This window comes from Streptomyces sp. NPDC042638 (genome assembly GCF_040647235.1).
GTDB lineage: Bacteria > Actinomycetota > Actinomycetes > Streptomycetales > Streptomycetaceae > Streptomyces > Streptomyces rameus.
In genome coordinates this window covers 29367-54411 of the sequence record NZ_JBEZBT010000056.1, presented here as the reverse complement: position 1 = coordinate 54411, position 25045 = coordinate 29367, and the positions used below count along the sequence as shown (strand labels likewise).

Here is a 25045-nt window from a genome sequence, read left to right as displayed (position 1 = left end):
GCAGGACCCGGTGGCCGGGCATCACGACGGAACCGGCAGCGTCACCATCCCCGACAAGCCGGTCAGGCGCCGCCTGCGCAACCTGCCCAGCTTCGTGGTCACCCGCGGCGGCGAGTACTGCTTCGTGCCGGGTCTGCGGGCCCTGCGCTGGCTCGCCGAACTGGAGGACTGACGGGCATTGCCGCCCGCTCAGGCCCCACCACGGTCTTCGAGGAGAGGTCGACGTCATGGCAGCACAGTTCGTCCGCTACACGCCGGACGTCGAAGACGACGATCCGGACTTCGACCAGCACGTGCGGACGGTGATCGAGAAGACCGAGAACTACATAGCCGAGTCCGTCGAAGCCGGTGGTACCGGGCAGGCCCTGCGTGATGCCCACGCCAAGGGATACGGACTGATCCGAGGAGAAGTGGAGATCCTGGACGGGCTGCCCCCCGAGTACGCCCAGGGCATCTACGCGACGCCGGGCACCCACGAGGCGCTCATCCGCTTCTCCAACGGCTCGCCGCACGCCGGAGCCGACGCGCGGCTGGGCGCCGCCACCGGGCTGGCGCTGAAGATGTTCGACATCCCCGGCCCGACCCTGCTGGAAGACGAGCCGGACACCGGTACGTTCGACTACGCCAACATCAACGGACCGATCTTCTTCTGCAACACGGTCGAGCACTACCTCTTCATCCAGGAACTGTTCCTGGACGCGCCGGCCTACTTCTCCCAGGGACGACCCGGCGCACATCGCTTCTTCACCGAGTTCGTGACGGGCAAGGGAACGCTGGACCAGGACGACTGGGCGTGGGACGAGTTCCTGGCCTTCCTCCGCCTGTCGAAGACCCCTCCCGCGAACCTGCTGCTGTCGAGCTACTGGACCATGGGTGCAGTCCGGCACGGCGACCACATCGCCAAGGTGCGCATCACCCCCGACCCGGACTGTGCCGCCGCGGTGGTCCGCCGCGCCATCGACCCCTCCTCCGCGCAGGAGGTCTTCAGACCGGCTCTCCAGGCCGAGTTGCAGGAGCGGCCCTACGCCTTCGACATCCAGGTCCAGCTCTGCACCGACCTGGAACGCATGCCGGTGGAGGACACCACCGTGGAATGGCCAGAAAAGCTGTCCCCGTCCGTCACCGTGGCCCGGCTGCGGCTCCCGCAGCAGGACATCTCCGGCCCGGAGAACCTCGCGAAGATGGACACGCTGTCCTTCACACCCTGGCGGGTCACCGCCGAGCACGCCCCTCTCGGCAACATCATGCGTGCCCGCAAAGAGGTCTACCGGCGTTCCTCCATCCAACGCCACAAGCTCAACCAGCAACCGCGCACGGAACCCCGCAGCGCCGACGAGGTACTCGGCCCGGTCCAGTAGCTCCGAAGGCTGCTCGGCTCACCGTGTTCTCAGGTCACACTCACGCGCTCTCATCGGACTCCCGTACCGAGCCACTGCGCCTCTGGCCGGCCGGAAACGTCATCGTCGGAGAAATCATCACTCCGTGCGCAATTACGTTTCCGGTCGGGCGCGTCGCCCTCCGCTGCCGCCACCGTCTTGTCCTGCCGGGCCGAGACGGTCCCCCGAATCGCCCTGGCGGCCATGCGGAACCAACGCGCAGCAGAGGAGTCAGTGATGGCCAACGAACTGCACTACGGCGACCGGATCCACCTGCAGAACCTCTACCAGGGAGACGGGGGCTACCTGGACACCAACGGCACCTCCAGCCTCCCCGGAGCCAAGTACGCGGTCTCCACCGCGACGGTCCCCAACCGCGGTCCGGGCACGGGCACCTGGGAAGTCCTCTCCGGGGCGTGCAAGAAGACCGGCGACATCGTGCTGAGCGGTGACCTGATCTACCTGCGCAACCTCTACCAGGACGACGGCGGCTACCTGGACGTCAACAGCCTGGCCACCCCGAACCAGAAGACCTACGGCGGTCTCTACGACGTGAGCACCTCGTGGGGCAAGGACCGCGGCGACAGCACCAGCCGCTGGCAGATCTTCGACCAGTCCGCCAGTCCGCATCCCCGCAGGACGGCGCTGTCCGCTTCAACGACACCGTTCAGCTGTGGAACCTCCACCTCGGCCGTGGCGGCTTCCTGGAGACCAACGACACCAGCTCCGCGAGCGGCGCCCGCTACGACGTCGACACCAACTACTACTCGAACCGCGGCGGCAGCAACGTCACCCTCTGGAAGATCCTCCAGGCATAGACCCTGCGGGCCGAACCGGCCTCACACGAGGGTCCAGTGACGAGGGGCGGCCGAAACCATTGGAGCTGGTTTCGGCCGCCCCTCCGAATATACGCGGCCATCCCGGCTTATCACCTTCGTCCGCACCGGCCACTCAGGCGCCGGTCCGGGTCAGCTGTCGCCCACTCGTGAGCCCAGCGTCAGCTGCACCGTGTGGTCCTGGCCGCCCCGCTTGTAGGTGATCGTGACCTTGTCGCCCGGCTTGTGGGTCCAGATCTCGCCGATCAGGGTGGGGCCGCTGTCGATCACGTGGTCGTCGAGCTTGGTGATGACGTCACCGGGCTTCAGGCCGGCCTTGGCCGCGGGGCCGCCGGACTCGACCGCCGCGGCGCCGCCGGTGCCCTGGTCGGTGATCTTCGCCCCGCCGGTGGAGTCCTCCAGGGAGACGGAGGCGCCGATCCTCGCGTACACCGGCTTGCCCGTCTTGATCAGCTGCTGGGCGACGTACTTGGCCTGGTTGATCGGAATGGCGAAGCCCAGGCCGATCGAGCCGGACTGGCCGGAGCCGAAGCCGCCGCTGCTGCTGGACTGGATCGCGGAGTTGATGCCGATGACCGCGCCGGAGGCGTCCAGCAGCGGGCCGCCGGAGTTGCCGGGGTTGATGGACGCGTCGGTCTGCAGGGCGCTCATGTACGACGCCTTGCTGGTGGAGCTGCCGTCGCTGGAGGCCACCGGGCGGTCCTTGGCGCTGATGATGCCCGTCGTCACCGTGTTGGACAGGCCGAAGGGGGCGCCGATGGCGATGGTCTCGTCGCCGACGGCCACCTTGTCGGAGTCGCCGAGGGCGAGCGGGTTGAGGTCGGAGGGGGCGTTCTTGAGCTTGATGACCGCCACGTCGTAGCCCTGTGCGTGGCCGACGATCTCGGCGTCGTACTTCTTGCCGTCCGGGAACGTGGCCGTGAGCTTGCCGCCGTCGACCGCGTCCGCCACCACGTGGTTGTTGGTGACGATGTGGCCCTGCTTGTCGAAGACGAAGCCGGTGCCCGTGCCGCCCTGGCCGTTGGTGCTCTCGGCCTCGATGGTCACCGTGCTGGGCAGCGCCTTGGCGGCCGTGTTGGCGATCGTGCCCGGCGCGCGCTTGACCTGCGTGGCGCTGTCGGACGCCGAGACGGTGGTGGAGCCGCTGCTGTCGTTGTCCTTGGCCAGGGTGTAGCCGATGCCACCGCCCAGGCCGCCCGCGACCAGCGCGGCCACCAGGACCGCCGCCACCAGTCCGCCGCGTCCGTTGCGCGGCTTGGGGGCGGGCTGCTGGTACGAGGCTCCCCAGCCGGCGCCCACGCCGCCCGCGCCGCCGTCGCCGTAGGCCGGGGTGGCCGGCGACGGAGGCGGCCAGGAGCCGTCGGGAGCCGGGCCGGCCTGGCCCTGCGGGTAGGCCGAACCCTGGGGGTAGGCCGGCCCCTGCGGATGGGCCGCGCCCTGCGGGTAGGCGGGGGCCTGCGGGTAGGCGGTGCCCCGGTCGGGTGCGGTGGAGGCGGCCGGGGCCGCCGGGCTCTCCTGGGGCACGGGCGGAAGCGGTGCCGTCGGCGCGTTTCCCTCGGGGGCGGGGCCCTGCGGGGCAGCGGCGGGAGAGGCCGTCGGCACGGGAGGTGCGGACGGCGCCGGGGGTACCGTGTTGCCCTCGTTCTCGGTGCTCACAGCTCTTCTCCTCGGTCCACGCCTGTTGTCATCGGTCGCACTGGTCTGCAGTCAGCTTTTCCCATGGGCCGTCAGAGCACCATAAGCGGTGCCTGTGGGTCCGGCGGTCTTCTTTATATAGGATCTATTACGACCTCTAAGGCAAAAGTTACATAAACGATCAGGGTGTGTGCCCTTGTTCGTCGCCCGGACGCGTACGTGCCGCCCCGCGTACCCGGCGACGATGGCACCATGACGCGGTGACCCACGCACCACAGCACTCCATCCAGGTCGTCGCCCACCGGGGCGCCTCGGAAGACGCCCCCGAGCACACCCTCGCCGCCTACCGTAAGGCGATGGAGGACGGCGCCGACGCATTGGAGTGCGACGTACGGCTGACCGCCGACGGGCACCTGGTCTGCGTCCACGACCGGCGGGTGAACCGGACGTCCAACGGCCGCGGCGCCGTCTCCGCCCTGGAACTCGCCGATCTGGCCACCCTCGACTTCGGCTCCTGGAAGACGCGCGAGGCCTGGCGCGGGCGGGACGAGGAGCCCGACTGGGAGCACCGGCCGGAGGACCGCGAGGAGACCTCCGTGCTCACCCTGGAGCGACTGCTGGAGCTGATCGCGGACGCGGGGCGGCGGGTGGAGCTGGCCATCGAGACCAAGCACCCCACACGTTGGGCCGGCCAGGTCGAGGAACGGCTGCTGACGCTGCTGAAGCGGTTCGGCCTGGACGCGCCGGCCTCGGCCGCGGAGTCGCCGGTGCGGATCATGAGCTTCTCGGCCCGGTCGCTGCACCGCGTGCGTGCCGCGGCGCCGACGCTGCCGACGGTCTATCTGATGCAGTTCGTCTCGCCCCGGCTGCGCGACGGCCGGCTGCCCGCGGGCGTGCACATCGCGGGCCCCTCGATCCGTATCGTGCGCAACCACCCCTCCTATGTGCAGCGCCTGAAGCGGGCCGGCCACCAGGTCCACGTGTGGACCGTGAACGAGCCCGAGGACGTCGACCTCTGCCTTGAGCTGGGCGTCGACGCCATCATCACCAACCGTCCGCGCGCGGTGCTGCGGCAACTGGGCCGCTGAGCCGGCGCCGGTCCCCGCCCTGCGAAATCCAGCCAGACCGGGTGCCATCGGGCGAACTCCGTCACGGGGTGTGCTCCGGCGCGTTCGCTGCGTGTGCGGTCGCGTCGAATGCGTCACCGGAAGAGGATTGGCCGGTTTCCGGTACAGGCCAAGAGGGCATCCACACCCTGGCGTGGGGCGAAGGAGGTCTCGGGGGTGGCGTTGGTGGTGGCACAGGAAGTGCCGACGTCGTCGAGCATGGCCGTACCCCACGGTCCTGCGGGCGTGGGGAAGGCGCGGCACCGGATGCGGGCGCAGCTGCGCAGTGGTGGCGTGGCGGAATCGGTCATCGAGGATGCCGTACTGATCCTTTCCGAACTGCTGAGCAATGCCTGCAAACACGGGCGGCCTCTGGGAGACGCACCGGCCGGTGACGGCGACGTCCGCGCCGCGTGGCGCGTGGATCCGCGCGGGCGGCTCATCGTGGAGGTCACGGACGGCGGCGGACCGACCCGCCCGGCGCCCGCCACCCCGTCGGTGACCGCGCACGGCGGCCGTGGGCTGAACATCATCACGGCGCTCGCCGACGACTGGGGTGTCCGGGACGACGTGCGGGGCGAGGTGACGGTCTGGGTGCTGGTCCACGAGGACGTCCACGATCCCGACGCCGGGCGCCGCCACGAGTCTTTCGCTACGCGCGTCACCCGTCCGGTGACATCCGGGATGCCGCTCACGGACCGGCCGCTGCCGGGCGTGAACGCACCGGCCCTGCCACTGCCGGTCAGGAAGGCGCCCGACCTGCCACTGCAGGAGAGGGCGGCGTCGGCCGGGGCGCTGCCGGACAGGACGCGGCCGGGCCGGGCAGCCGCGGACCCTGCCCTGCCGGGCACGTCCGCCTCGGACCTGACGCTGCCGGACCTGGCGCTGCCGGACCTGGCCGGCGTGGGCCTGCCCGGCCTGGACCTGTCCGGACTTGACCTCGCGGACGTGTTCGAGGACCTGGACCGACCGGACGCGTCCTAGTGCCTGCATCGACCGGACGCGTCCTAATGCCTGCACCGGCCGCACGCGTCCTGGGGTCCGCACCGGCCGCGGGAGGCCGCTGGGCGCCGTCCGCCGGGTCACACCGGTGGCGTCGAGCGCGCGTGCGTTGTCCACAGGTTCCCGTCGGCCATGGTCCGAACGGCTAGGCTCCCGCCGTACGAGAAGAGCCGTAACCGGGAGACGCCCACCATGGCCAAGAAGCGACCCCAGACGAAGGCCAAGCCGCAGCTGGACGACGGGGAGATCCCGGTTGTCGGCGCGCGCGAACCCTGCCCCTGCGGCAGCGGCCGGCGCTACAAGGCCTGCCACGGCCGGGCCGCCGCCCATGCCGCGACCGAGCTGGTGCAGCGCCCGTTCGAGGGACTGCCCGGCGAGTGCGACTGGGTCGCGCTACGCGAGCTGGTCCCCGCGGCGACGGCCGAACTGCCCCTGAAGGACGGCCTGCCCGAGGACGTCCCCTCGGTCACACTGGCCACGGTGCTGCCGATGGCCTGGCCCGCGCTGCGCCGGGACGACGGCTCGGTGCTGCTCGGCCTGCAGAACGACACGGCCTCCGGTGACATCAGCCGCGACCTCGCCGACACGCTGCTGCGCGCGCTGGAGGCCGAGCCCGGCACCCCGGTGCAGGGCCGCCGCGCCCCCGCCGACGGCCCGCGGCTGCAGGACCTGCTGGACCCGGAGGGCGCGTTCGAACCGGTCGTGCACAGCGGCTTCGAGTTCTGGGTGCCGGACGCGGAGAACGCCACGCCCGAGGTGACCGCCTCCCTGGAGCGGGCCAACGCCGCCGCCATCCCGACCGTGAAGCTGTCCGGCGTGGACGCCGCGTACTGGTGCGAGACCCCGGAGAAGAACCATCTGCGCTGGGTCATGCCGCATCCGGAGGAGCAGCTTCTGGACGCTCTCGCGCGGCTGCACGCGGCGGGCCGCTCCGGACTCGGCGAGGGCACCCGGCTCGTGGGCTCCTTCCGTGCTCACGGCCTCATCGTGCCGGTGTGGGACCTGCCGAGCGGGATCTCGGCGGAGGACGTGGAGAAGCCGGCCGCCGAGTTCGCCGAGCGGCTCGCCGCCGCCCTCGCCGTCAAGGAGCCGCTCACGGCGGACGAGCGCCGGGCACGCGGCGGACTGACCAACCGGCAGGTCACCCTCAGCTGACGCGCCGCGCGGCATGTGTCACGGCTGAACGGTCGGTCAGCCGTGACACCGTGCCGTACGGCAGGTGACTCCTGTCACAACTCGCCGTTCCGACGGGGAATTCGGTGTCCGAATCGCCAAGACCGAATTTGCGAACCGCCGATCTCTTGTTACCGTTCCAGTAGCCCGGTTGCTGGTGCATCCCCCGTCGCCAGCAACCGGGCCTTTCCATGTCCGCCTACGGTGGACAGCGCGCCGCAGCCCGTCAACTCCGGTGTACTTCCCGGGAGTTGGTGCCGAGCGGCCTAGGAGTTGCTGCCCGAGCGGAGCAACAGCGCCCCCTCCGCGCCGCGCGACGCGAACTCGGTGACGGCCGTGTAGGTGTCCGGTACGCCGCGGCTGCGCTCGCGCGGCGTCTCACAGGTGGCGGGCTCGTCGTCGGTTCCGGTGACGCAGTGCGTCTGTACGGTGCGGCCGCCCGGGCCCATCATGCTCAGCACGGAGTCCAGCGACTCGCCGGTGGCGTTGCGGTAGTAGGTGCGTGCCCAGGTGTCCTCGCCCTGCGTCAGCACACACGTCTGCGCCTCGATGCCGTCGGGCGAGGTGAGTTCGGGACCGCAGCGGGCGGCCGTGGCGAGCCCGATGCCGAGCAGGAAGGGGGCGCGGCGGGTGGTGCCCGCGCCGGTCTTGGCGTCACCCCGGGCATTGGCCGGTACGACGTTCCGGCCGGCGTCCCCCACCTGCCCCGCGGCCACGGTCAGCGGCAGGGCGACCACGCCCGCCACGATCCCCACGAGGGCGAGCAGACGGAGGTTTCGGGCGTCCCGCCCGCCGCCGAACGGCTGTGGGGCTCTGTGGCCGCCGGTATGACGCAGCATGCCCGGAAGATTACGAGCCGGCGGGGCCCGGTCGGCGCGTGCGCGCCCGACACCCTCACAACTCGGGTGCGCTCACACCCGTACGAGTGAGGGCGTCCACCACGGCGTCCACCACGGCCTCCACTCCGGGCACCCAGGGCGAGGCCGAGCCGGGCAGCGGAGCGCGCTCCCAGCGGACGGCACCCTGGCCGGTCTCGGAGGGGGGCAGGGCGACGTAACCGCCCGTGCCGTGGAAGCGCAGGGAGCCGGGGACGAAGTCCTTGGCGTAGAGCAGCTCGCCGAGCTGCTCCATGGAGTACGGCTGCACGAGCAGTGCCCAGCGGGTCGGCGAGGCGATCACCGGCCCCAGCCGCATGCCGCGCCGGTCGAGCAGGGCCAGGGCACGGGAGGCGGCGAGCGCCGGCAGGCTCACCGCGCAGGGCGCCGTGCCGCCCGTGGCCAGGATGATGGGGGCGTTCGGCCGGTTGGTCCACCACCAGCGCACCATGCGCGGGTCCGTGGTGGCCGCGAGCAGGCCCGGGTCGAAGGGGTGCGCTCCGGGCACCGTGCATTCCGGGTCGGGGCAGGCGCAGCGGGCCCGGCCCTGCGGGTCCGGTGCCACACCGGGGAGTACCGGCCACTGCCATTGCGCCGCGAAGGTCAGGGCCGCGCCGATCAGCTCGGGCTTCCCGCCGTTTCGCCTGGACAGAAGCCTGCGTCGCCTTCCGAGGATCTCGCGCATGAGCGCTCGTTCCTTTCCGTTGCACCGCTGGCAACACCGTGGGCTACATCACACCATGTATCGATCACTTCACTGTGCGTATCTAATGGCGCATCACACCCCCGTGCACGGCATGGGGAACCCCAAGGGGCGAGCGTCGGCCGCGTCCGCCTCCATGGTGCGTTCATCAAGAGCACGGGCGCGGCGCGGGGGTGGCGAAGTCTGGCGTTTTGCCGTCGCGCGTGTTTCTCTCCGCCTCCGCCACGGGAGGATGGGGCTCGGCCGTCGGTGGCTATGACGCCCGGGTCCGTCGCCAGGTTCCGGGCGGCCCCCAACCACCCCTGGCCTTCTCCGAGTACGTACCCATCACGACCGCTGTGACGCTCTGTGGAGCAAGGCCAGTCGACCGCAATGGACCTATACCTGAGGCAGTTTTGAGCCAACTTGGCAGTAGCGCAAGGGGTTCGGGAAAAACCCTCGCCCGCCCCCTGGACACCAGGAATCCCCGCAGGACAATGCTGGACATCCCCTCACGAGTGCGTGTACATGTGGAGGCACTGCTAGCGGCGCAGAATGACATGGGGGTTTGCGATGCTTCTGAGCAATACGCACCGGTCTGAGAGCCGGACGCCATGAACGCCCCGCACCCTCCGAAAGTGGCCGGAATCGATTCCACACTTCCCACTCCCGCACACACTGTCGCGCCCGCCCCTCCCGTCCCCGGCACCGGTCCCGCCCCGGACACCGCCTCCGTCCCCGCGCCGGGCGCCCCCGCCCCCGGCGCTCTCCTCCAGGACCGGCTGGCCGGCTGGGTCTCCGATCTCACCACCCTCCACGAACTCACCGAGCGTCTCTCCCGGACCAACGCCCTGGACCCCGCCCTGCACGAGTTGCTGCGCGCCGCCGCCGCCCTGGTCGGCGCCCGCCGCGGCCTGGTCGTCCTGGAGCCCGCCGACGGTCTCGGTCCCCGCACCACCCTCGGCCTCGGCCTCGGCCGCGCCGACCTCGGCCACATCGAGACCGTGCCGCGCGGCGCCCTGCCGTACGACACCGGCAGCGGCACCGCGGAGGTCGTCCACTCCGACCTGTTCGCCGAGGACGGCCTCGACCCCCGCCACCGCGAGGTCGCGGCCCGCCTCGGCTACGCCGCCAGTTACGCCCTCCCCCTCGCCACCGAGTCCGCCGGCCGCCTGGGTGCCGCCGTCTGGCTCTTCGACGAACCGGCCGAACCCGACGAGCGGCAGCGCCATCTCGCGGGTCTCTACACCCGGCACGCCACCGAGCACCTCGCCCGGCTGCTGGAGGTGGAGCGCACGCGCGCGTGCATCGCGACCATCACCGAGGAGCTGCTGCCCTCCCGGCTGCCCCGGGTGGCCGGAGTCCAGCTCGCCGCCCGGCACCGCGCGGGCGCGCGCGGCGGCGGCGACTGGTACGACGCGCTGCCGCTGCCGGACGCGGCCCTGGGCCTCTCCGTCGGTTCCGTGACGGGCTCCGGCCCGAGCGCGGTGGCCGCCATGGGCAGGCTGCGCGCCTCCCTGCGGGCCTACGCGGTGATGGAGGGCGAGGACCCGGTCGCCGTTCTGTCGGACCTGGAGCTGCTGCTGCGGCTGACCGAGCCCGCCCGCTCGGCCACCGCCCTGTTCGCCTACTGCGAGCCCGCCCTGCGCAAGATCACCCTGGCCGGTGCCGGGCACAGCCCGCCGCTGCTGATCGGCGAGCGGCGCACCGAGTTCGCCGAGACCTCCGTCTCCGCGCCGCTCGGCATGCTCGCCTGCTGGGAGGCGCCGAGCGTGGAGATCGAGGCGGAGGCCGGGGAGACGGTCCTGTTCTACACCGACGGGCTGCTGCACCGCGGCGGCGATCCGATGGACCGGGCCTTCGCCCGGCTGCACGCCGGCGCGGCGAGCGTCCCGCGCGCGGTGCGGCACGATCCGGGAGCCGTCGCCGACCACGTCCTGCGTGCGGTCCTGCCGGACGGCCCGAACGACGCCGGCAACGAGGAGGACGTGGTCCTGCTGGCGGCCCGCTTCGACTGAGCGGGGCCCGAGCCCGTCACGACTCGACCGGACACGAGCCGCCGCGACCGGCACGGTCGCGCCCCGGGCGCCCCGACCGGCATGACTGGCCAGAGCCCGAGCCGCCGTCGCCCGACACGAACCGGACAAGCGCGAACCCCCGTCGGCCGACACGGGCGACCGAGCGGGACGGCGGAACGCAGGGCTGCGCGGCTCGGTCAGGCGCCGGGCGTACCCGCACGGCACGGAACGGCGAGCCCCGGGCCACCGCGGCTCGGGAACGCAGTGCTGCGCGGCTCGGTCAGGCGCCGGGCGTACCCGCGCGCCATGGCACGGCGGGGGTCGGTATGGCCGGGCATAACAGGTCATCCGGCCCCGTCCGCTCCCGGTACGACCGTACGATGATGGAGGTCCCCGCTCGGCCACCAGCAGGAGCGCGCGGGCCCCGGGGGAGATCAATGGCGTATCGAGGAGGATCACGTGTCCGACGAGCTCAACCCGGCTGTGCCCGACTCCGCTACCGCGGAGGGCCCGGAGACCGAGTCCGAGGAAACCGTCAAGCAGCGGAAGAACGGCCTGTACCCGGGTGTCTCCGACGAGCTGGCCGAGAACATGAAGTCCGGCTGGGCCGACACGGAGCTGCGTGACCTGAAGCCGATCGAGCAGGCCGGGCACACCGCACGCCGCCGTGCCGCGCTCTCGGCCCGTTTCCCCGGCGAGCGCCTGGTCGTCCCGGCGGGCAACCTGAAGACCCGCTCGAACGACACCGAGTACCCCTTCCGCGCGTCCGTCGAGTACGCGTACCTCACCGGCGACCAGACCGAGGACGGCGTCCTGGTGCTGGAGCCGAAGGGTGACGGCCACGAGGCGACGATCTACCTCCTGCCCCGCTCGGACCGGGAGAACGGCGAGTTCTGGCTCTCCGGCCAGGGCGAGCTGTGGGTCGGCCGCCGCCACTCCCTCACCGAGTCCGAGGCGCTGTACGGCATCCCGGCCTCCGACGTGCGCGAGCTGGCCGACACGCTGCGCGAGGCCACCGGCCCGGTCCGCGTGGTGCGCGGCCACGACGCCGGCATCGAGGCGGCCCTGACCGACAAGGTCACGGCCGAGCGCGACGAGGAGCTGCGCGTCTTCCTCTCCGAGGCCCGCCTGGTCAAGGACGAGTTCGAGATCGGCGAGCTGCAGAAGGCCGTCGACTCCACCGTCCGCGGCTTCGAGGACGTCGTGAAGGTCCTCGACAAGGCCGAGGCCACGAGCGAGCGCTACATCGAGGGCACGTTCTTCCTCCGCGCGCGCGTGGAGGGCAACGACGTCGGTTACGGCTCCATCTGCGCCGCCGGCCCGCACGCCTGCACCCTGCACTGGGTGCGCAACGACGGCCCGGTCCGCTCCGGCGACCTGCTGCTGCTGGACGCGGGCGTGGAGACGCACACGCTGTACACCGCGGACGTGACGCGCACGCTGCCGGTCAACGGCACGTACAGCGAGATCCAGAAGAAGATCTACGAAGCGGTGTACGACGCCCAGGAGGCCGGTATCGCGGCCGTGAAGCCGGGTGCCAAGTACCGCGACTTCCACGACGCCGCGCAGCGCGTGCTGGCCGAGAGGCTCGTGGAGTGGGGCCTGGTCGAGGGCCCGGTCGAGCGGGTGCTGGAGCTGGGCCTGCAGCGCCGCTGGACGCTGCACGGCACCGGGCACATGCTCGGCATGGACGTCCACGACTGCGCCGCCGCGCGGACCGAGACGTACGTGGACGGGGTCCTGGAGCCGGGGATGGTGCTGACGGTCGAGCCCGGGCTGTACTTCCAGGCGGACGACCTGACGGTCCCGCAGGAGTACCGGGGCATCGGCGTCCGCATCGAGGACGACATCCTCGTGACGGAGGACGGCAACCGCAACCTCTCGGACGGACTGCCGAGGCGCTCCGCCGACGTGGAGGCGTGGATGGCCTCGTTGACGGGCTGATCGGAGTGCGCATGGCCGGGTACCGGGGAGGTACCCGGCCGTCTCGTTCGCCGGTGGACCGTGGCGGAGCCGCTTGTCGGCAAAGGGGGGATACGTGGACGACGACTTCTGGTCCGGTGTCGGTGTGGACCTGCGTCTCGAACCCGACGCGGTGGACGGGCGCCGGGTCGGGCTGGAGCGGGCGTTGCGGGACGCCGTGCGGGACGGGCGGCTCACGCCCGGCACCCGGCTGCCGGCCACCCGCCGTCTCGCGGCCGACCTCGGTGTCTCGCGCGGCACCGCCAAGGCGGCCTACGACCAGCTCGTCGCCGAGGGGTATCTGACGGCACGGCAGGGCTCGGGCACCCGGGTCGCCGAGCTGCCGGTTCTGAGGACGGAGGAGCCGGGAACGGCCGCACGCGCGCGTGCGCCGCGTTTCGACCTGCGCCCCGGCAGCCCGGACGTCGGCGCGTTCCCGGCGGCGGCCTGGCTGCGGGCGCTGCGCCGCGCCATGGCGACGGCCCCGTCGCCGACGTACGACTACGGCGACCCGCGCGGCCGGATCGAGCTGCGCACCGCGCTCTCCGGCTACCTGGGCCGCACCCGCGGCGTGCTCGCGCCGCCGGAGCGGATCGTCGTCACCTCCGGGTACGTTCAGGGCCTCGCGCTGCTCACGCGCGTGCTGGGCGGTGCCGCCGTCGCCATGGAGGACCCCGGCCTGCCCTTCCACCGGGAGGTGGTCCGGCACAACGGCGGAACGGTGCTGCCGGTACCGGTCGACGCCCGCGGAGTGCGCCCCGAGGAGCTGGGCGAGGCGGCGGCCGTGGTGGTCACACCGGCCCACCAGTACCCGACGGGGGTGACCCTGCACCCCGCGCGGCGCCGGGCGCTCACCGACTGGGCACGCGCGCGGGGCGGCCTGATAGTCGAGGACGACTACGACGGCGAGTTCCGCTACGACCGGCAGCCGGTCGGTGCCCTGCAGGGCATGGCACCGGGCCACGTCGCCTATCTGGGCACCGCCTCCAAGACACTCGGCCCCGCACTGCGCCTCGGCTGGATGGTGCTGCCGCCGCACCTGGCCGAAGCGGTCGCCGAGGCCAAGCTGCACAGCGACCACCACACCGAGACCATCGGCCAGCTCACGCTCGCCGAACTGATCGACAGTCACGCCTACGACCGCCACGTGCGCGCGTGCAGGCTGCGCTACCGGCGCCGCCGGGACCAGCTGCTGGACCGGCTCGGGCCGGGGCGGAGCGTGCGCGGGATCGCGGCCGGGCTGCACGCCCTGGTCGAGGTGCCGGACGAGGCCGAGGTCCTGGCCCGCGCGCAGGCGCACGGCCTGGCGCTCGGTGCCCTCGGCGAGCACTGGCACACCCCCGGCGCCGGCCGGCCGCAGGGCCTGGTCGTCGGCTACGGCACGCCCCGGGAACGCGCGTACCCGGAGGCCCTGGAGGTGCTGGCGAAGGTGCTGGAGCCGGCGGGCTGAGCCGGACGGCCGGCCCGCGGCCACTACGCCGTGAGCAGTGAAGGGTCCTTCTTCCACTTGAGGATCTTGTCGAAGCTGACCACCGTCCCGCCCCGCCCGGGCTTGGCCCCGATGTGGACGTGGTCGGCGAGTTCCCGGATCAGGCAGAGCCCGCGCCCGTGCTCGGCGTCCGGCCGGGCGGGCCGCAGATCCTGGACGTGGGTGAAGCCGGCTCCGGAATCCGCTACTTCGATACGGCACTTCTCACCGTCGAGGTACGCGGTCACCCGGTAGGCCTCCGAGGCACCGGGAGCACGGTTCCCGCCGTGCTCGACGGCGTTCGCGCAGGCCTCGCTCAGGGCCACGGACAGCTCGTAGGAGATCTCCGGGTCGACGCCCGCCGTCTCCATGGTGCCGAGCAGCAGCCGGCGCGCGAGCGGCACGCTCGCGGCCTCGCGCCGAAGATGGAGTGACCACCAGATGCTCATGCTCCAGCCTCCTGGCCGCGGCTCGACATACCGTTACCTATTGCCGCCCGTAGGCGGCCGTAAGCACTCAGTTGCCGTGACTCCGCCCATCCGGTCGATGCGCCGCGGGAGGAATCGGTGTATGAGGGGCTCCTGAGGCGACCTGCCGTATGCCGACGGTAAGCGCAATGGGATGATGAGCCCCGCCATGACTGCCCCCCACCCGCGCACGGCGCGCCCCGGAGCCGGGCTCCGGATTCTGCGGGCCGCGGTGTTCGCCGCGGTCTGCGTCGCGCTGGCCGCGTGCGGGCACACCCTGGCCTCGTGCGCGGGCGTGCCCCTGTGGACGCTCGGCGCGGGATTCCTCGGCTCCCTGCTGCTCGTGGCACCGCTGGCCGGGCGGGCCCGCTCACTGCCGGGCATCGCCGCGCTTCTCGCCGTCGGCCAGACCGTGCTGCACACGCTGTTCGGGCTGGGCCAGCACGGGGTGATGGCCTCCGGCGGCATGTCGGCGGGGTCCATGACCACCACCGGGACCGGAGGGTTCACGAGCGCGCTGAGCGACAGCGCGCTGGTCGAGCAGGCCACGCGGCTCGTGTGCGGGTCGACCCCGGCGTCCCTCACCCCGGGGCACGCCTTCCGCCTGCTGCTGGACGCCCGTCTGATAGACCGCTCCGGCCGGCCGACGGCCGTCATGAGCATGGAGCACCTGCACGACGCCGCCGGCGCCTCCGCCGGTCTGCTGCCCTCGCTGCCGATGCTGCTCGGCCACGTGCTCGCGGCCGTCGTCGTCGGCTGGCTGCTGCGCCGTGGGGACCTGGCCGTGCTGCGGCTGATCGAACTGTCGGCGCATGGAGTCACGGAGGGGGCGCTCGTGCGTTCCCTGCGCGCCGCGCTGGCGCTGACACGCGCCCTGTGCGCCGGACTGCTGCCCGTCACCGGGCCCGGCCCGCGCGGCCGCCACCGGGAAAGGGACGACGCCCCGGCCCCGCACACCGCCGTACTCCAGCACACGGTGATCCGGCGCGGCCCGCCCGCCACCGCGTTCCTCCTCGCCGCCTGACACGACGCGACCACCACTCCAGCGGAACCGGAAACGGAGAGCCGGACGGGAGGGCCGCCGTCGTGCGGCACGCGCGCGTGCGCCCCCCGGTCCGTCCGCCACCCGTGGTACGGCCCCGCGCACGCGTACTCCCGATCACCAACGGAACTCACTCGGAGTGGAGTACTCCCCGCCATGAAGGCTTCTCGTATCGCCGCCGCCACCGTCGTCGCCGGCTCGGCCGTCCTCGCCCTGTCCGCCCCCGCCTTCGCGCACGTCACCGTGCAGCCGGAGGGCACCGCGGCCAAGGGCGGCTACGCCGTCGTCGACTTCAAGGTCCCGAACGAGCGCGACAACGCCTCGACCACCCAGCTCGAGGTGAACCTCCCGGCCGACCACCCGATCGCCTCGGTGATGCCGCAGCCCGTCCCGGGCTGGAAGGTCGCCGTCACCAAGTCCAAGCTGGCCAAGCCGCTGACCATGCACGGCGAGAAGATCGACGAGGCCGTCACCAAGGTCACCTGGACCGCCGACGGCAAGGGCATCGAGCCCGGCTACTTCCAGAAGTTCCCGCTCTCCCTGGGCGCCCTGCCGGAGGACACCGACCAGCTCGCGTTCAAGGCGATCCAGACGTACTCCGACAAGGAGGTCGTGCGCTGGATCGAGGTGACGCAGAAGGGCCAGGACGAGCCGGAGAACCCGGCCCCGGTGCTGGAGCTGTCCGCCGCCACCGACGACCACCACGACTCCGCGAGCCCGGCCGCGGCCGGCACGTCCGGCAGGTCCAGGCAGACGGCCGCCGCCGACGACTCCGACAACGGCACCGACGACACCGCGCGCGTGCTCGGCGTGGCCGGCATCGTCATCGGCGTCGCGGGCGTGGCCTACGGCGTCCTCGCGGGCCGCCGCCGGACCGCCGCCTGAACCCACGTTCCGCAGCGCGCACCGGGCGCCGTACGGGGTCGTCCCCCGACGCCTCGTACGGCCCCGGTGCGCGCCGGAGTTCACACATCTGGGACATTTTCCTATGCGCAAGAAGACGTTCGCCGCGGCCGCGCTGCTCGCCGCCGCCACACTGACCCTCTCCGCCTGCGGCAACGGAGACGACGGCACGTCGCCGGTCACCGTGGCCTCGGGCGGATCCGGCTCGAACCAGGTCGCCACCGTGCTCGACCAGCCGTTCACCAAGCCGGACCTGGTCCTCACCGACACGCACGGCAAGAAGTACGACCTCCGCAAGGAGACGAAGGGCCACCCCACCCTGGTCTACTTCGGCTACACGCACTGCCCCGACATCTGCCCGGCGACGATGAGTAACATCGCCGTCGCCAAGAAGGCACTGCCCAAGGCCGAGCAGAACGACCTCCGGGTCGTGTTCGTCACCACCGACCCCGGCCGGGACACGCCCGCCGAGCTGGGCACATGGCTCAAGGGCATCGACCCCGCGTTCATCGGCCTGACCGGTGACTTCGCCAGGATCCAGGCCGGTGCCCGGTCGGTCGGCATCTCCGTGGAGCCGACGACCAAGGACAAGAACGGCAAGCTCGTCTCGGTGCACGGCACCCAGGTCATCGCCTTCTCGCCGAAGACCGACGCCGGTTACGTCCTCTTCGGCGAGTCCGCCACGGTCGACGACTACACCAAGGACCTGCCCGCCATCGTCAAGGGAGCCAAGCCGTGAGGCGCCTCGCCGTATCGACCGCCGGCGGGCTCGCGGCTGCCCTGGCCCTCACGGGCTGCTCCGGCTCCGACGGCTCGGGGCCGGGTCCGGGCAAGGCCGAGCTGACCGTCGGTTCCTCCTACATGCCCCAGCCCGTCTCCGCCGACATGGCGGCCGGCTTCCTGACCATCACCAACAACGGCGGGACCGGCGACGAGCTCACCTCGGTCACCAGTGACGCCGCCGGCCAGGTCACCATGCACAGCACCATGGGCGGCGCCATGACGGAGAAGTCCTCCTTCTCCATACCGGCCCACGGCCGGCTCGTGTTCAAAAGCGGCGGCAACCACCTGATGTTCGAGAAGCTGAAGCGTGCGCCGAAGCAGGGCCAGACGGTCGCCGTGAAGCTCACCTTCGCCAAGTCCGGTCCCCTCACCGTCGAGATGCCGGTGAAGTCCGCGACGTACAACCCGTCGACCGGCCACTGAGGGAAGGACCACCGTGACCCGGACCATCACCCCCCGTCTGCGGATCCTGCTGTTGCTGTGCCTCGCCGTCACCGGGATGCTGCTGGCGGGCGCCGGACCGGCCTCCGCCCACGCGGCACTGACCGGCAGCGACCCCGCGCAGGGGGTGGTGGTCGACAAGGCGCCCACCCAGGTGTCGCTCACCTTCTCCGAGAAGGTGGCGATGAGCGACGACTCCGTGCGCGTCCTCGATCCCCAGGGCAAGCCGGTCCAGACCGGCAGCCCCGCCAACCTGAGCGGCACGACGTACGCCGTGCAGCTCAAGAGCGGCCTGGCCAAGGGCACCTACACCGTCACCTACCAGGTCGTCTCGGCGGACAGCCATCCCGTCGCCGGCGGCTACACCTTCTCCGTCGGGGCGCCCTCGCAGACGGTCGTCTCCGGCGGCGTGCCGGCCGCGGGCGGTGGAGTCGTGGGCGCTCTCTACGCCTTCGGACGGTACGCGTCCTACGCCGGCTTCATCGTGCTCGCCGGCGGCGCGGCCTTCGTGCTCGCCTGCTGGCAGCGCGGCGCGGGGGTACGGGCCCTGCAGCGGCTGGTCGTCGGCGGCTGGGTCGCGCTGACCGCGGCCACCCTGTGGCTGCTGCTCCTGCGCGGCTCCTACACCGGATCGGGCAAGCTCGCCGACGTCTTCGACCTCGACCTGCTCGGCCAGGTGCTGCAGACCAAGACCGGTGCCGCGCTCGTCTCCCGGCTGCTGCTGCTCGCCGCCGCCGCGCTGTTCGTCGCCGTCCTCTTCGGTACCTACACCCGGCGTGAGGAGGGCGTCGAGAAGCGCGACCTGACCTTCGGGCTCGCGGTCGGCGGGGTGGTCGTCGCCGCCGGGCTGGCAACCAGCTGGGCCATGGCCGAGCACGCCTCCACCGGGCTGCAGCCGGGCATCGCCATGCCGGTGGACGTCGTCCATCTGCTGGCCGTCGCCGCCTGGCTGGGCGGCCTGACCGCCCTGCTGGTCGCGCTGTACCGGGCGCCCGCCGAGACCCAGGTCGAAGCCGCCGCCGTGCACCGCTTCTCCCGGCTGGCCTTCGGCTCCGTCCTCGCGCTCGTCGCCACCGGTGTCTACCAGTCCTGGCGGCAGCTCGGCTCCTGGTCGGCGTTCACCGAGACCCGTTACGGCCAGCTGCTGCTGGTCAAGATCGGGCTGGTGGCCGTGCTGGTCGGCATCGCGGCGGTGTCCCGGCGCTGGACGGGACGGCTCTCGGACCCGGTCGTCGGCGCCGGGAAGGCGAAGAAGGCCCGGGCCCGGAGCAAGACGGACCAGGTTCCCGCCTCGAAGTCGGCCGGCCGGGCCGACGGCGCGACGGACATGAGCAACGGCGGGACGGACATGCGCAGCGGCGGGACCGGCAAGGGCTCCGGCGCCGGCTCCGGGCCCGGCACCGGCTCCGGCACCGGCTCCGGTGACTCCCGGCGTGCAGCTCAGCTCGCCCGGCAGCGTGCGGCCGTCGACGCCGCCCGGCGCAAGCGGCTGCGGGACGCCGACCCGAACCGCTTCGGGCTGCGCCGCTCGGTGCTCGCCGAGGCCGGTGTCGCCGTCGTGCTGCTCGCCGTAGCCACCGCGCTCACCCAGACCGAGCCGGGCCGCACCGAACAGGAGGCCAAGGCGGCCACCTCCGCGCCGGCCGGCTCCGGTACGGCGGCGTCCGGCGCGCTCACCCTGGACATGCCGTTCGACACCGGCGGCACGGACGGCAAGGGCGTCATCAGCATCGACCTCGACCCCGCGCGCGTGGGCGGCAACGAGATGCACGTGTACGTCCAGCGGCCCAACGGCCGGGCCTTCGACGTCCCGGAGGTGAAGGTCGCCTTCACCCTGGAGGCGAAGAAGATCGGCCCGCTGCCCGTGAACCCCGACCACATCACCACCGGCCACTGGTCGGCGAACGACGTGCAGATCCCGATGGCCGGCGACTGGAAGATCGCCGTCACGGTACGCACCTCCGACATCGACCAGGTGACCGTCTCCAAGAACGCGCAGATCGGCTGAACACACCATGGCTGACCAGTCCATCCAGGAGGCCCGTACGCCCGGCGTGCCGACGACGCGGTCCTCGTCCGACGCGAGCGGCATCTCCCGGCGTGCCCTGCTCGGCACCGCCGGGGCCACCGGGCTCGTGCTCGGTGCGGCCGGCGGGGCCGTGGGGTACGCCGCCGCGCCCGCCGGTGCCACACCGCTGACCTCGGTGGGCTCCGGCCGCGCGATGTTTCACGGGAAACATCAGCCGGGGATCACCGAGGGGCTCCAGGCGCGCGGCCACCTCGTCGCCTTCGACCTGGCACCGGGCGCCGGCCGCAGGGAAGCGGCAGCCCTGCTGCGCCGCTGGTCGGCGACGGCCGAGCGGCTGATGGCGGGGGAGGCCGCCGGGCACGACGACACCGGTGTGGCCCAGGACGCCGGACCGTCCTCGCTGACGGTCACCTTCGGCTTCGGGTACGGCTTCTTCGGCCGGACCGGCCTGGAGAAGCAGCGGCCCGCCGCCCTCGATCCGCTGCCGGACTTCTCCTCCGACCGGCTCGACAAGGCCCGCAGCGACGGCGATCTGTGGGTGCAGATCGGGGCGGACGACGCCCTGGTCGCCTTCCACGCCCTGCGCGCCGTCCAGAAGGACGCCGGTTCGGCCGCGCGGGTGCGCTGGCAGATGAACGGCTTCAACCGCACGCCGGGCGCCACCGCCCGCCCCATGACGGCCCGCAACCTCATGGGCCAGCTCGACGGCACCCGCAATCCCAAGCCGGCCGACGCCGACTTCGACCAGCGGATCTTCGTGCCCGCCGCGGGTGAACCCGCGTGGATGGCGAACGGCTCCTACGCCGTCGTCCGCCGTATCCGCATGCTCCTGGACGACTGGGAGCAGCTGTCGCTCACCGCCCAGGAGCAGGTCATCGGCCGCCGCAAGGCCGACGGGGCACCGCTGTCCGGCGGTGACGAGACGACCGAGATGGACCTGGACAAGGCGGACGCCAAGGGCGACTACGTCGTCCCGCTCAACGCACACGCCCGCATCACCCGCCCCGACCGCAACGGGGGCGCGGCCATGCTGCGGCGCCCCTTCTCCTACCACGACGGCATCGGCGCGGACGGCACGCCCGACGCCGGTCTGCTCTTCATCTGCTGGCAGGCGGACCCGCTGCGCGGCTTCGTACCGGTGCAGCGCAAGCTCGACCGGGGCGACGCGCTGTCGGCGTACATCCGGCACGAGGCGAGCGGCCTGTTCGCGGTGCCGGGCGGGGCGGCGGAGGGGGAGTACGTGGGACAGCGGCTCCTGGAGGGGTGAACCGGGCTCAAACCACACGGTCGAGTGGCATTCGTGAGACACGGACGACGGCTCCCCCTACGGCCATTAGGGTGAGGGACATGCCAGCGAGCTATGCCTATCTCGGCCCGGAGGGCACCTTCACGGAGGTCGCCCTGCGCACGCTCCCCGAGGCGGCCACCCGGGAGCTGAACCCGTACGTGTCGGTGCAGTCCGCGCTGGACGCGGTCCGGACCGGCGAGGCCGAGGCCGCGTTCGTGCCGATCGAGAACTCCGTCGAGGGTGGCATCACCACGACCCTGGACGAGCTGGTCGCGGGCGAACCGCTGATGATCTACCGCGAGGTGCTGCTGTCGATCACCTTCGCGCTGCTGGTCCGCCCCGGCACGAAGCTCGCCGACATCAAGACGGTCTCCGCCCACCCGGCGGCCCAGCCGCAGGTGCGCAACTGGCTGCGCGCACACCTCCCGGACGCCCTCTGGGAGTCGGCCGCCTCCAACGCGGACGCCGCCCGCCTGGTCCAGGAGGGCCGTTACGACGCGGCCTTCGCGGGCGAGTTCGCCGCCGCCCGGTACGGTCTCGAAGCGCTGGAGACCGGGATCCACGACGCGGAGAACGCGCAGACCCGGTTCGTGCTCGTCGGCCGCCCGGCCCGGCCGGCCGCGCCCACGGGCGCCGACAAGACCTCGGTGGTGCTGTGGCAGCGGGACGACCATCCCGGCGCCCTGCGTGATCTGCTCGGCGAGTTCGCCTCGCGCGGCATCAACCTCATGCTGCTCCAGTCCCGGCCGACCGGCGCCGGCATCGGCAACTACTGCTTCTGCGTCGACGCCGAGGGCCATATCTCCGACCGGCGGATGGCGGAGACGCTGATGGGCCTGCGGCGGGTCTGTCTCCAGGTGCGCTTCCTCGGTTCCTATCCACGCGCGGACATCACCCCGGGCGAGGCCCGGCCGACGCTGCCGGGGACGTCGGACGAGGAGTTCGTGGCGGCGGCCGACTGGGTGGCGCGCTGCCAGGACGGCCGGTTCTGACCGGTCACATCTGAGGACGAACGTTATCCACAGGAGTTATCCACAGGTGCCCTTCTCGACCTGGGGACAAGTCGACAGGGGCGGGTCATCGGGTCGACAAATCGCCCTACAAGCCTCGACCGGGGCCACCGCCCGCTGGGTCACCCTTCGTCCACCCGTTTCCTTCGGTTCATCTTTTGGGGCGACCGTTTTCCACCCGAAAGTGGGTGTCGGGAGGGTTTGACCCGGGAATTCTTCAGCCCGTCGAAGCCTTCCGGAGTGATCAATTCCGAAGTCCACAGATCTTCCACACAGCCTGTGGATAACTCTTCGGAGGGTGCGGATCTCTGTGGACAACCAGCCCGCCAAATCCCCTTCCGCACAAGGGAATCAGGTCAACCGGACACCCCGGACCTGCCCCGTCCCGGGGAGTGAGACGCTTTTCCCTTGACACGTGGAACACGCTGGGCAATAAACGCATAACGGAACGTAAGCCGCGAATCAGAACTCACCGGAATAGTGATTCGTGAGCCACGACGCCGCACCGGTAGCCTGGGCCTCGTGATTGACCTTCGCCTGCTCCGTGAGGACCCTGACCGTGTGCGCGCGTCGCAGCGCGCCCGTGGAGAGGACGTCGCGCTCGTCGACTCCCTCCTGTCTGCCGACGAGCGGCGCAGGTCCTCCGGCGTCCGTTTCGACGAGCTGCGCGCCGAGCAGAAGCAGCTCGGCAAGCTGATCCCCAAGGCCACCGCCGACGAGAAGGCCGAGTTGCTCAAGCGTGCCGAGCAGCTGAAGGCCGATGTGAAGGCCGCCGACGCCGAGCGCGACGCGGCCGACACCGAGACCCAGGAGCTGCTGCTCCGGCTCGGCAACCTCGTCCACCCCGACGTGCCCGTCGGCGGCGAGGAGGACTTCGTCACCCTGGAGACGCACGGCACGATCCGCGACTTCGGCGCCGAGGGCTTCGAGCCCAAGGACCACCTGGAGCTCGGCCAGTTGCTCGGCGCGATCGACGTCGAGCGCGGTGCCAAGGTCTCCGGCTCCCGCTTCTACTTCCTCACCGGCGTCGGCGCCCTGCTGGAGCTGGCCCTGGTGAACGCGGCGATCGCCCAGGCGACCGCGGCCGGCTTCACGCCGATGCTGACCCCGGCGCTGGTCCGCCCGGGGTCCATGGCCGGCACCGGCTTCCTCGGCCAGGCCGCCCAGGACGTCTACCACCTCGACAAGGACGACCTCTACCTGGTCGGCACCTCCGAGGTCCCGCTGGCGGCCTACCACATGGACGAGATCATCGACGCGGACAGGCTGCCGCTGCGCTACGCGGGCTTCTCCCCGTGCTTCCGCCGCGAGGCCGGCTCGCACGGCAAGGACACGCGGGGCATCTTCCGGGTGCACCAGTTCGACAAGGTCGAGATGTTCTCGTACGTCGCCCCCGAGGACTCCGCCGCCGAGCACCAGCGCCTGCTGGCGTGGGAGAAGCAGTGGCTGGAGTCGCTGGAGCTGCCGTTCCGCGTGATCGACGTCGCCTCCGGTGACCTCGGTGCCTCGGCCGCCCGCAAGTACGACTGCGAGGCGTGGATCCCGACGCAGGGCAAGTACCGCGAGCTCACCTCGACCTCGGACTGCACCGAGTTCCAGTCCCGCCGGCTGTCCATCCGGGTCCGCGACGGCAAGCAGGTCAGGCCGCTGGCCACCCTGAACGGCACGCTGTGCGCCGTACCGCGCACCATCGTGGCGATCCTGGAGAACCACCAGCTGGCCGACGGCTCCGTGCGGGTCCCCGAGGTGCTGCGCCCGTACCTGGGCGGCCGCGAGGTCCTGGAGCCGGTCGCCAAGTGACCGGTCTCCCCTACCGGCTGATCGCCACCGACCTCGACGGAACGCTGCTGCGCTCCGACGAGTCGGTCTCGCAGCGCACCCGTGACGCGCTCGCCGCGGCCACCGCGGCGGGCGCCGCCCACATCGTCGTCACCGGCCGCGCGGTCCCCTGGACCCGGCACATCCTGGACGACCTCGGCTACGACGGCCTCGCCGTCTGCGGCCAGGGCGCCCAGGTCTACGACGCCGGCAGCCACCGCCTGCTGACCTCGGTCACCCTGGACCGGCAGCTGGCGGGCGTGGCCCTGGCCAAGATCGAGGCCGAGGTGGGCCCGCTGTACCTGGCGGCCAGCCGCGACGGCCTCGACGGTGAGGTACTGGTGGGGCCGGGCTACGCGGTCACCGGCAGGCTGCCCGCGACGCCGTTCACGGACGCCTCCGACCTGTGGACGGCGCCCCTCAACAAGATCTACATACAGCATCCCGCAATGGGCGACGACGAGCTGGCGGAGGCGGCCCGGCAGGCGGCCGGCGGCTTCGTCACGGTGGCCATGGCGGGCGAGGGCATCGTGGAGCTGCTCCCGCTCGGTCTGTCCAAGGCCACGGGACTGTCCCTGGCGGCCCGCCGCCTGGGCCTGAAGGCCGCCGACACGATCGCCTTCGGGGACATGCCCAACGACATCCCCATGTTCGGCTGGGCCGCTCACGGCGTGGCCATGGCCAACGCCCACGAGGAGCTTCGCGCGGTGGCCGACGAGGTGACGACCTCGAACGAGGAGGACGGCATCGCGGTGGTACTGGAGAGACTGCTGGCGTAACACGGACCACGCGCCACCGGACCAGGGTCCGCGCCACCCGGTCATGATCCGTCCCGGCCGTCCCGGCCCGTCCCGGCCATCGCGGTCCGTCCCGGCCATCGCGGTCCGTCCGCGGCGTCGCGGCCCGTCCCGGCCCGTCCCGGTCCATCGCGGCCGTCGCGATCCACCCCGGCCATCGCGGTCTGCCGTGGCCCACCGCGGCCCTGCCGGCCGTAACGGCCAGCGCGTCACCGTGGCCGTCCCGGTCCGTCCCGGTCCACAGCGGTCTGTCGTGGTCCACCGCGGTCTGTCGTGGCCCACCGCGGCCCTCCCGGCCGTAACGGCCAGCGCGTCACCGTGGCCGTCCCGGTCC

20 protein-coding genes and 1 pseudogene are annotated in these 25045 nt (G+C 72.1%); 17 read left to right on the top strand and 4 right to left on the bottom strand.

The features are described 5' to 3' along the window. Window positions 1-227: 227 nt before the first annotated feature. Together AB0B40_RS31850 and AB0B40_RS31845 are read left to right on the top strand one after the other, a co-directional pair. Window positions 228-1358 (top strand): catalase family protein, encoded by a 1131-nt coding sequence (locus AB0B40_RS31850; protein ID WP_345058795.1) that lies wholly within the window; start codon window positions 228-230, stop codon window positions 1356-1358. Between the two features lie 255 nt (window positions 1359-1613). Further along, window positions 1614-2234, top strand: coding sequence for a hypothetical protein (locus AB0B40_RS31845; protein WP_362266980.1), 621 nt, complete (start codon window positions 1614-1616; stop codon window positions 2232-2234). 110 nt (window positions 2235-2344) lie between these two features. On the opposite strand, the gene AB0B40_RS31840 is transcribed toward AB0B40_RS31845, so the two are convergent. After that, window positions 2345-3868: a trypsin-like peptidase domain-containing protein gene (locus AB0B40_RS31840; protein WP_345058799.1), complete on the bottom strand. Its 1524-nt coding sequence runs from the start codon at window positions 3866-3868 to the stop codon at window positions 2345-2347. A 239-nt stretch (window positions 3869-4107) separates the two neighbouring features. Here AB0B40_RS31840 and AB0B40_RS31835 point away from each other — a divergent pair, with 239 nt between their 5' ends. From AB0B40_RS31835 to AB0B40_RS31825, 3 genes and pseudogenes are all read left to right on the top strand, one after another. Then, window positions 4108-4935, top strand: a complete 828-nt coding sequence (locus tag AB0B40_RS31835; protein WP_345058800.1) for a glycerophosphodiester phosphodiesterase — start codon at window positions 4108-4110, stop codon at window positions 4933-4935. A gap of 108 nt (window positions 4936-5043) precedes the next feature. Further along, window positions 5044-5622, top strand: a pseudogene (locus AB0B40_RS31830) (ATP-binding protein); the annotation flags it as partial. 525 nt (window positions 5623-6147) lie between these two features. Then, window positions 6148-7110, top strand: a complete 963-nt coding sequence (locus AB0B40_RS31825; RefSeq protein ID WP_345058801.1) for a DUF5926 family protein — start codon at window positions 6148-6150, stop codon at window positions 7108-7110. 284 nt (window positions 7111-7394) lie between these two features. Here the strand turns inward: AB0B40_RS31825 and AB0B40_RS31820 are convergent, their stop codons facing one another. Further along, entirely contained in the window at window positions 7395-7865 is a 471-nt protein-coding gene (locus AB0B40_RS31820) for a hypothetical protein (RefSeq protein WP_345058968.1), read from the bottom strand. Between the two features lie 157 nt (window positions 7866-8022). Beyond that, the gene (locus AB0B40_RS31815) at window positions 8023-8688 is read right to left on the bottom strand and encodes a bifunctional DNA primase/polymerase (protein ID WP_345058803.1); all 666 of its coding nucleotides are present in this window, start codon (window positions 8686-8688) and stop codon (window positions 8023-8025) included. 611 nt (window positions 8689-9299) lie between these two features. On the opposite strand from AB0B40_RS31815, the gene AB0B40_RS31810 reads away from it, so the two are divergent. The 3 genes from AB0B40_RS31810 (at window position 9300) to AB0B40_RS31800 (ending at window position 14115) form a co-directional block, all read left to right on the top strand. Continuing rightward, window positions 9300-10703: a PP2C family protein-serine/threonine phosphatase gene (locus tag AB0B40_RS31810; protein WP_362266978.1), complete on the top strand. Its 1404-nt coding sequence runs from the start codon at window positions 9300-9302 to the stop codon at window positions 10701-10703. 459 nt (window positions 10704-11162) lie between these two features. Then, complete coding sequence (locus AB0B40_RS31805) at window positions 11163-12647, top strand: aminopeptidase P family protein (protein WP_345058806.1); 1485 nt, start codon at window positions 11163-11165, stop codon at window positions 12645-12647. A gap of 94 nt (window positions 12648-12741) precedes the next feature. Further along, window positions 12742-14115, top strand: a complete 1374-nt coding sequence (locus tag AB0B40_RS31800) for a PLP-dependent aminotransferase family protein (RefSeq protein WP_345058808.1) — start codon at window positions 12742-12744, stop codon at window positions 14113-14115. A 23-nt stretch (window positions 14116-14138) separates the two neighbouring features. On the opposite strand, the gene AB0B40_RS31795 is transcribed toward AB0B40_RS31800, so the two are convergent. Continuing rightward, window positions 14139-14582 carry an ATP-binding protein gene (locus AB0B40_RS31795; protein WP_345058810.1) on the bottom strand — a complete coding sequence of 148 codons (444 nt, stop codon included), beginning with the start codon at window positions 14580-14582 and terminating at the stop codon, window positions 14139-14141. A gap of 187 nt (window positions 14583-14769) precedes the next feature. Between AB0B40_RS31795 and AB0B40_RS31790 the strand changes: the two genes are divergently transcribed. From AB0B40_RS31790 to AB0B40_RS31750, 9 genes are all read left to right on the top strand, one after another. Next, window positions 14770-15624 carry a hypothetical protein gene (locus AB0B40_RS31790; protein WP_345058811.1) on the top strand — a complete coding sequence of 285 codons (855 nt, stop codon included), beginning with the start codon at window positions 14770-14772 and terminating at the stop codon, window positions 15622-15624. 174 nt (window positions 15625-15798) lie between these two features. Then, window positions 15799-16527 (top strand): YcnI family protein, encoded by a 729-nt coding sequence (locus AB0B40_RS31785; RefSeq protein ID WP_362266975.1) that lies wholly within the window; start codon window positions 15799-15801, stop codon window positions 16525-16527. Window positions 16528-16630: 103 nt separating this feature from the next. After that, the gene (locus tag AB0B40_RS31780) at window positions 16631-17284 is read left to right on the top strand and encodes an SCO family protein (protein ID WP_345058816.1); all 654 of its coding nucleotides are present in this window, start codon (window positions 16631-16633) and stop codon (window positions 17282-17284) included. Continuing rightward, complete coding sequence (locus AB0B40_RS31775; RefSeq protein ID WP_362266973.1) at window positions 17281-17751, top strand: copper chaperone PCu(A)C; 471 nt, start codon at window positions 17281-17283, stop codon at window positions 17749-17751. Before AB0B40_RS31780 ends, AB0B40_RS31775 begins: the two co-directional genes overlap by 4 nt. Before the next feature lie 13 nt (window positions 17752-17764). Next, window positions 17765-19777, top strand: coding sequence for a copper resistance protein CopC (locus AB0B40_RS31770; RefSeq protein WP_362266971.1), 2013 nt, complete (start codon window positions 17765-17767; stop codon window positions 19775-19777). A 7-nt stretch (window positions 19778-19784) separates the two neighbouring features. Next, entirely contained in the window at window positions 19785-21065 is a 1281-nt protein-coding gene (gene efeB, locus AB0B40_RS31765; RefSeq protein ID WP_362266969.1) for an iron uptake transporter deferrochelatase/peroxidase subunit, read from the top strand. Window positions 21066-21145: 80 nt separating this feature from the next. Then, entirely contained in the window at window positions 21146-22078 is a 933-nt protein-coding gene (gene pheA / locus AB0B40_RS31760; RefSeq protein WP_362266967.1) for a prephenate dehydratase, read from the top strand. Window positions 22079-22618: 540 nt separating this feature from the next. Beyond that, entirely contained in the window at window positions 22619-23896 is a 1278-nt protein-coding gene (gene serS / locus AB0B40_RS31755; RefSeq protein ID WP_345058826.1) for a serine--tRNA ligase, read from the top strand. After that, window positions 23893-24693 (top strand): HAD family hydrolase, encoded by an 801-nt coding sequence (locus tag AB0B40_RS31750; protein ID WP_345058828.1) that lies wholly within the window; start codon window positions 23893-23895, stop codon window positions 24691-24693. Before serS ends, AB0B40_RS31750 begins: the two co-directional genes overlap by 4 nt. The last annotated feature ends 352 nt before the right edge of the window (window positions 24694-25045 follow it).

What these genes read in the sequence shown, in the direction of transcription:
- AB0B40_RS31850 (WP_345058795.1), top strand. Translation starts at nt 228, where the DNA reads ATGGCAGCACAGTTCGTCCGCTACACGCCGGACGTCGAAGACGACGAT.
- AB0B40_RS31845 (WP_362266980.1), top strand. Translation starts at nt 1,614, where the DNA reads ATGGCCAACGAACTGCACTACGGCGACCGGATCCACCTGCAGAACCTC.
- AB0B40_RS31825 (WP_345058801.1), top strand. Translation starts at nt 6,148, where the DNA reads ATGGCCAAGAAGCGACCCCAGACGAAGGCCAAGCCGCAGCTGGACGAC.
- AB0B40_RS31815 (WP_345058803.1), bottom strand. Translation starts at nt 8,688, where the DNA reads ATGCGCGAGATCCTCGGAAGGCGACGCAGGCTTCTGTCCAGGCGAAAC.
- AB0B40_RS31810 (WP_362266978.1), top strand. Translation starts at nt 9,300, where the DNA reads ATGAACGCCCCGCACCCTCCGAAAGTGGCCGGAATCGATTCCACACTT.
- AB0B40_RS31795 (WP_345058810.1), bottom strand. Translation starts at nt 14,582, where the DNA reads ATGAGCATCTGGTGGTCACTCCATCTTCGGCGCGAGGCCGCGAGCGTG.
- AB0B40_RS31790 (WP_345058811.1), top strand. Translation starts at nt 14,770, where the DNA reads ATGACTGCCCCCCACCCGCGCACGGCGCGCCCCGGAGCCGGGCTCCGG.
- AB0B40_RS31785 (WP_362266975.1), top strand. Translation starts at nt 15,799, where the DNA reads ATGAAGGCTTCTCGTATCGCCGCCGCCACCGTCGTCGCCGGCTCGGCC.
- AB0B40_RS31780 (WP_345058816.1), top strand. Translation starts at nt 16,631, where the DNA reads ATGCGCAAGAAGACGTTCGCCGCGGCCGCGCTGCTCGCCGCCGCCACA.
- efeB (WP_362266969.1), top strand. Translation starts at nt 19,785, where the DNA reads ATGGCTGACCAGTCCATCCAGGAGGCCCGTACGCCCGGCGTGCCGACG.
- pheA (WP_362266967.1), top strand. Translation starts at nt 21,146, where the DNA reads ATGCCAGCGAGCTATGCCTATCTCGGCCCGGAGGGCACCTTCACGGAG.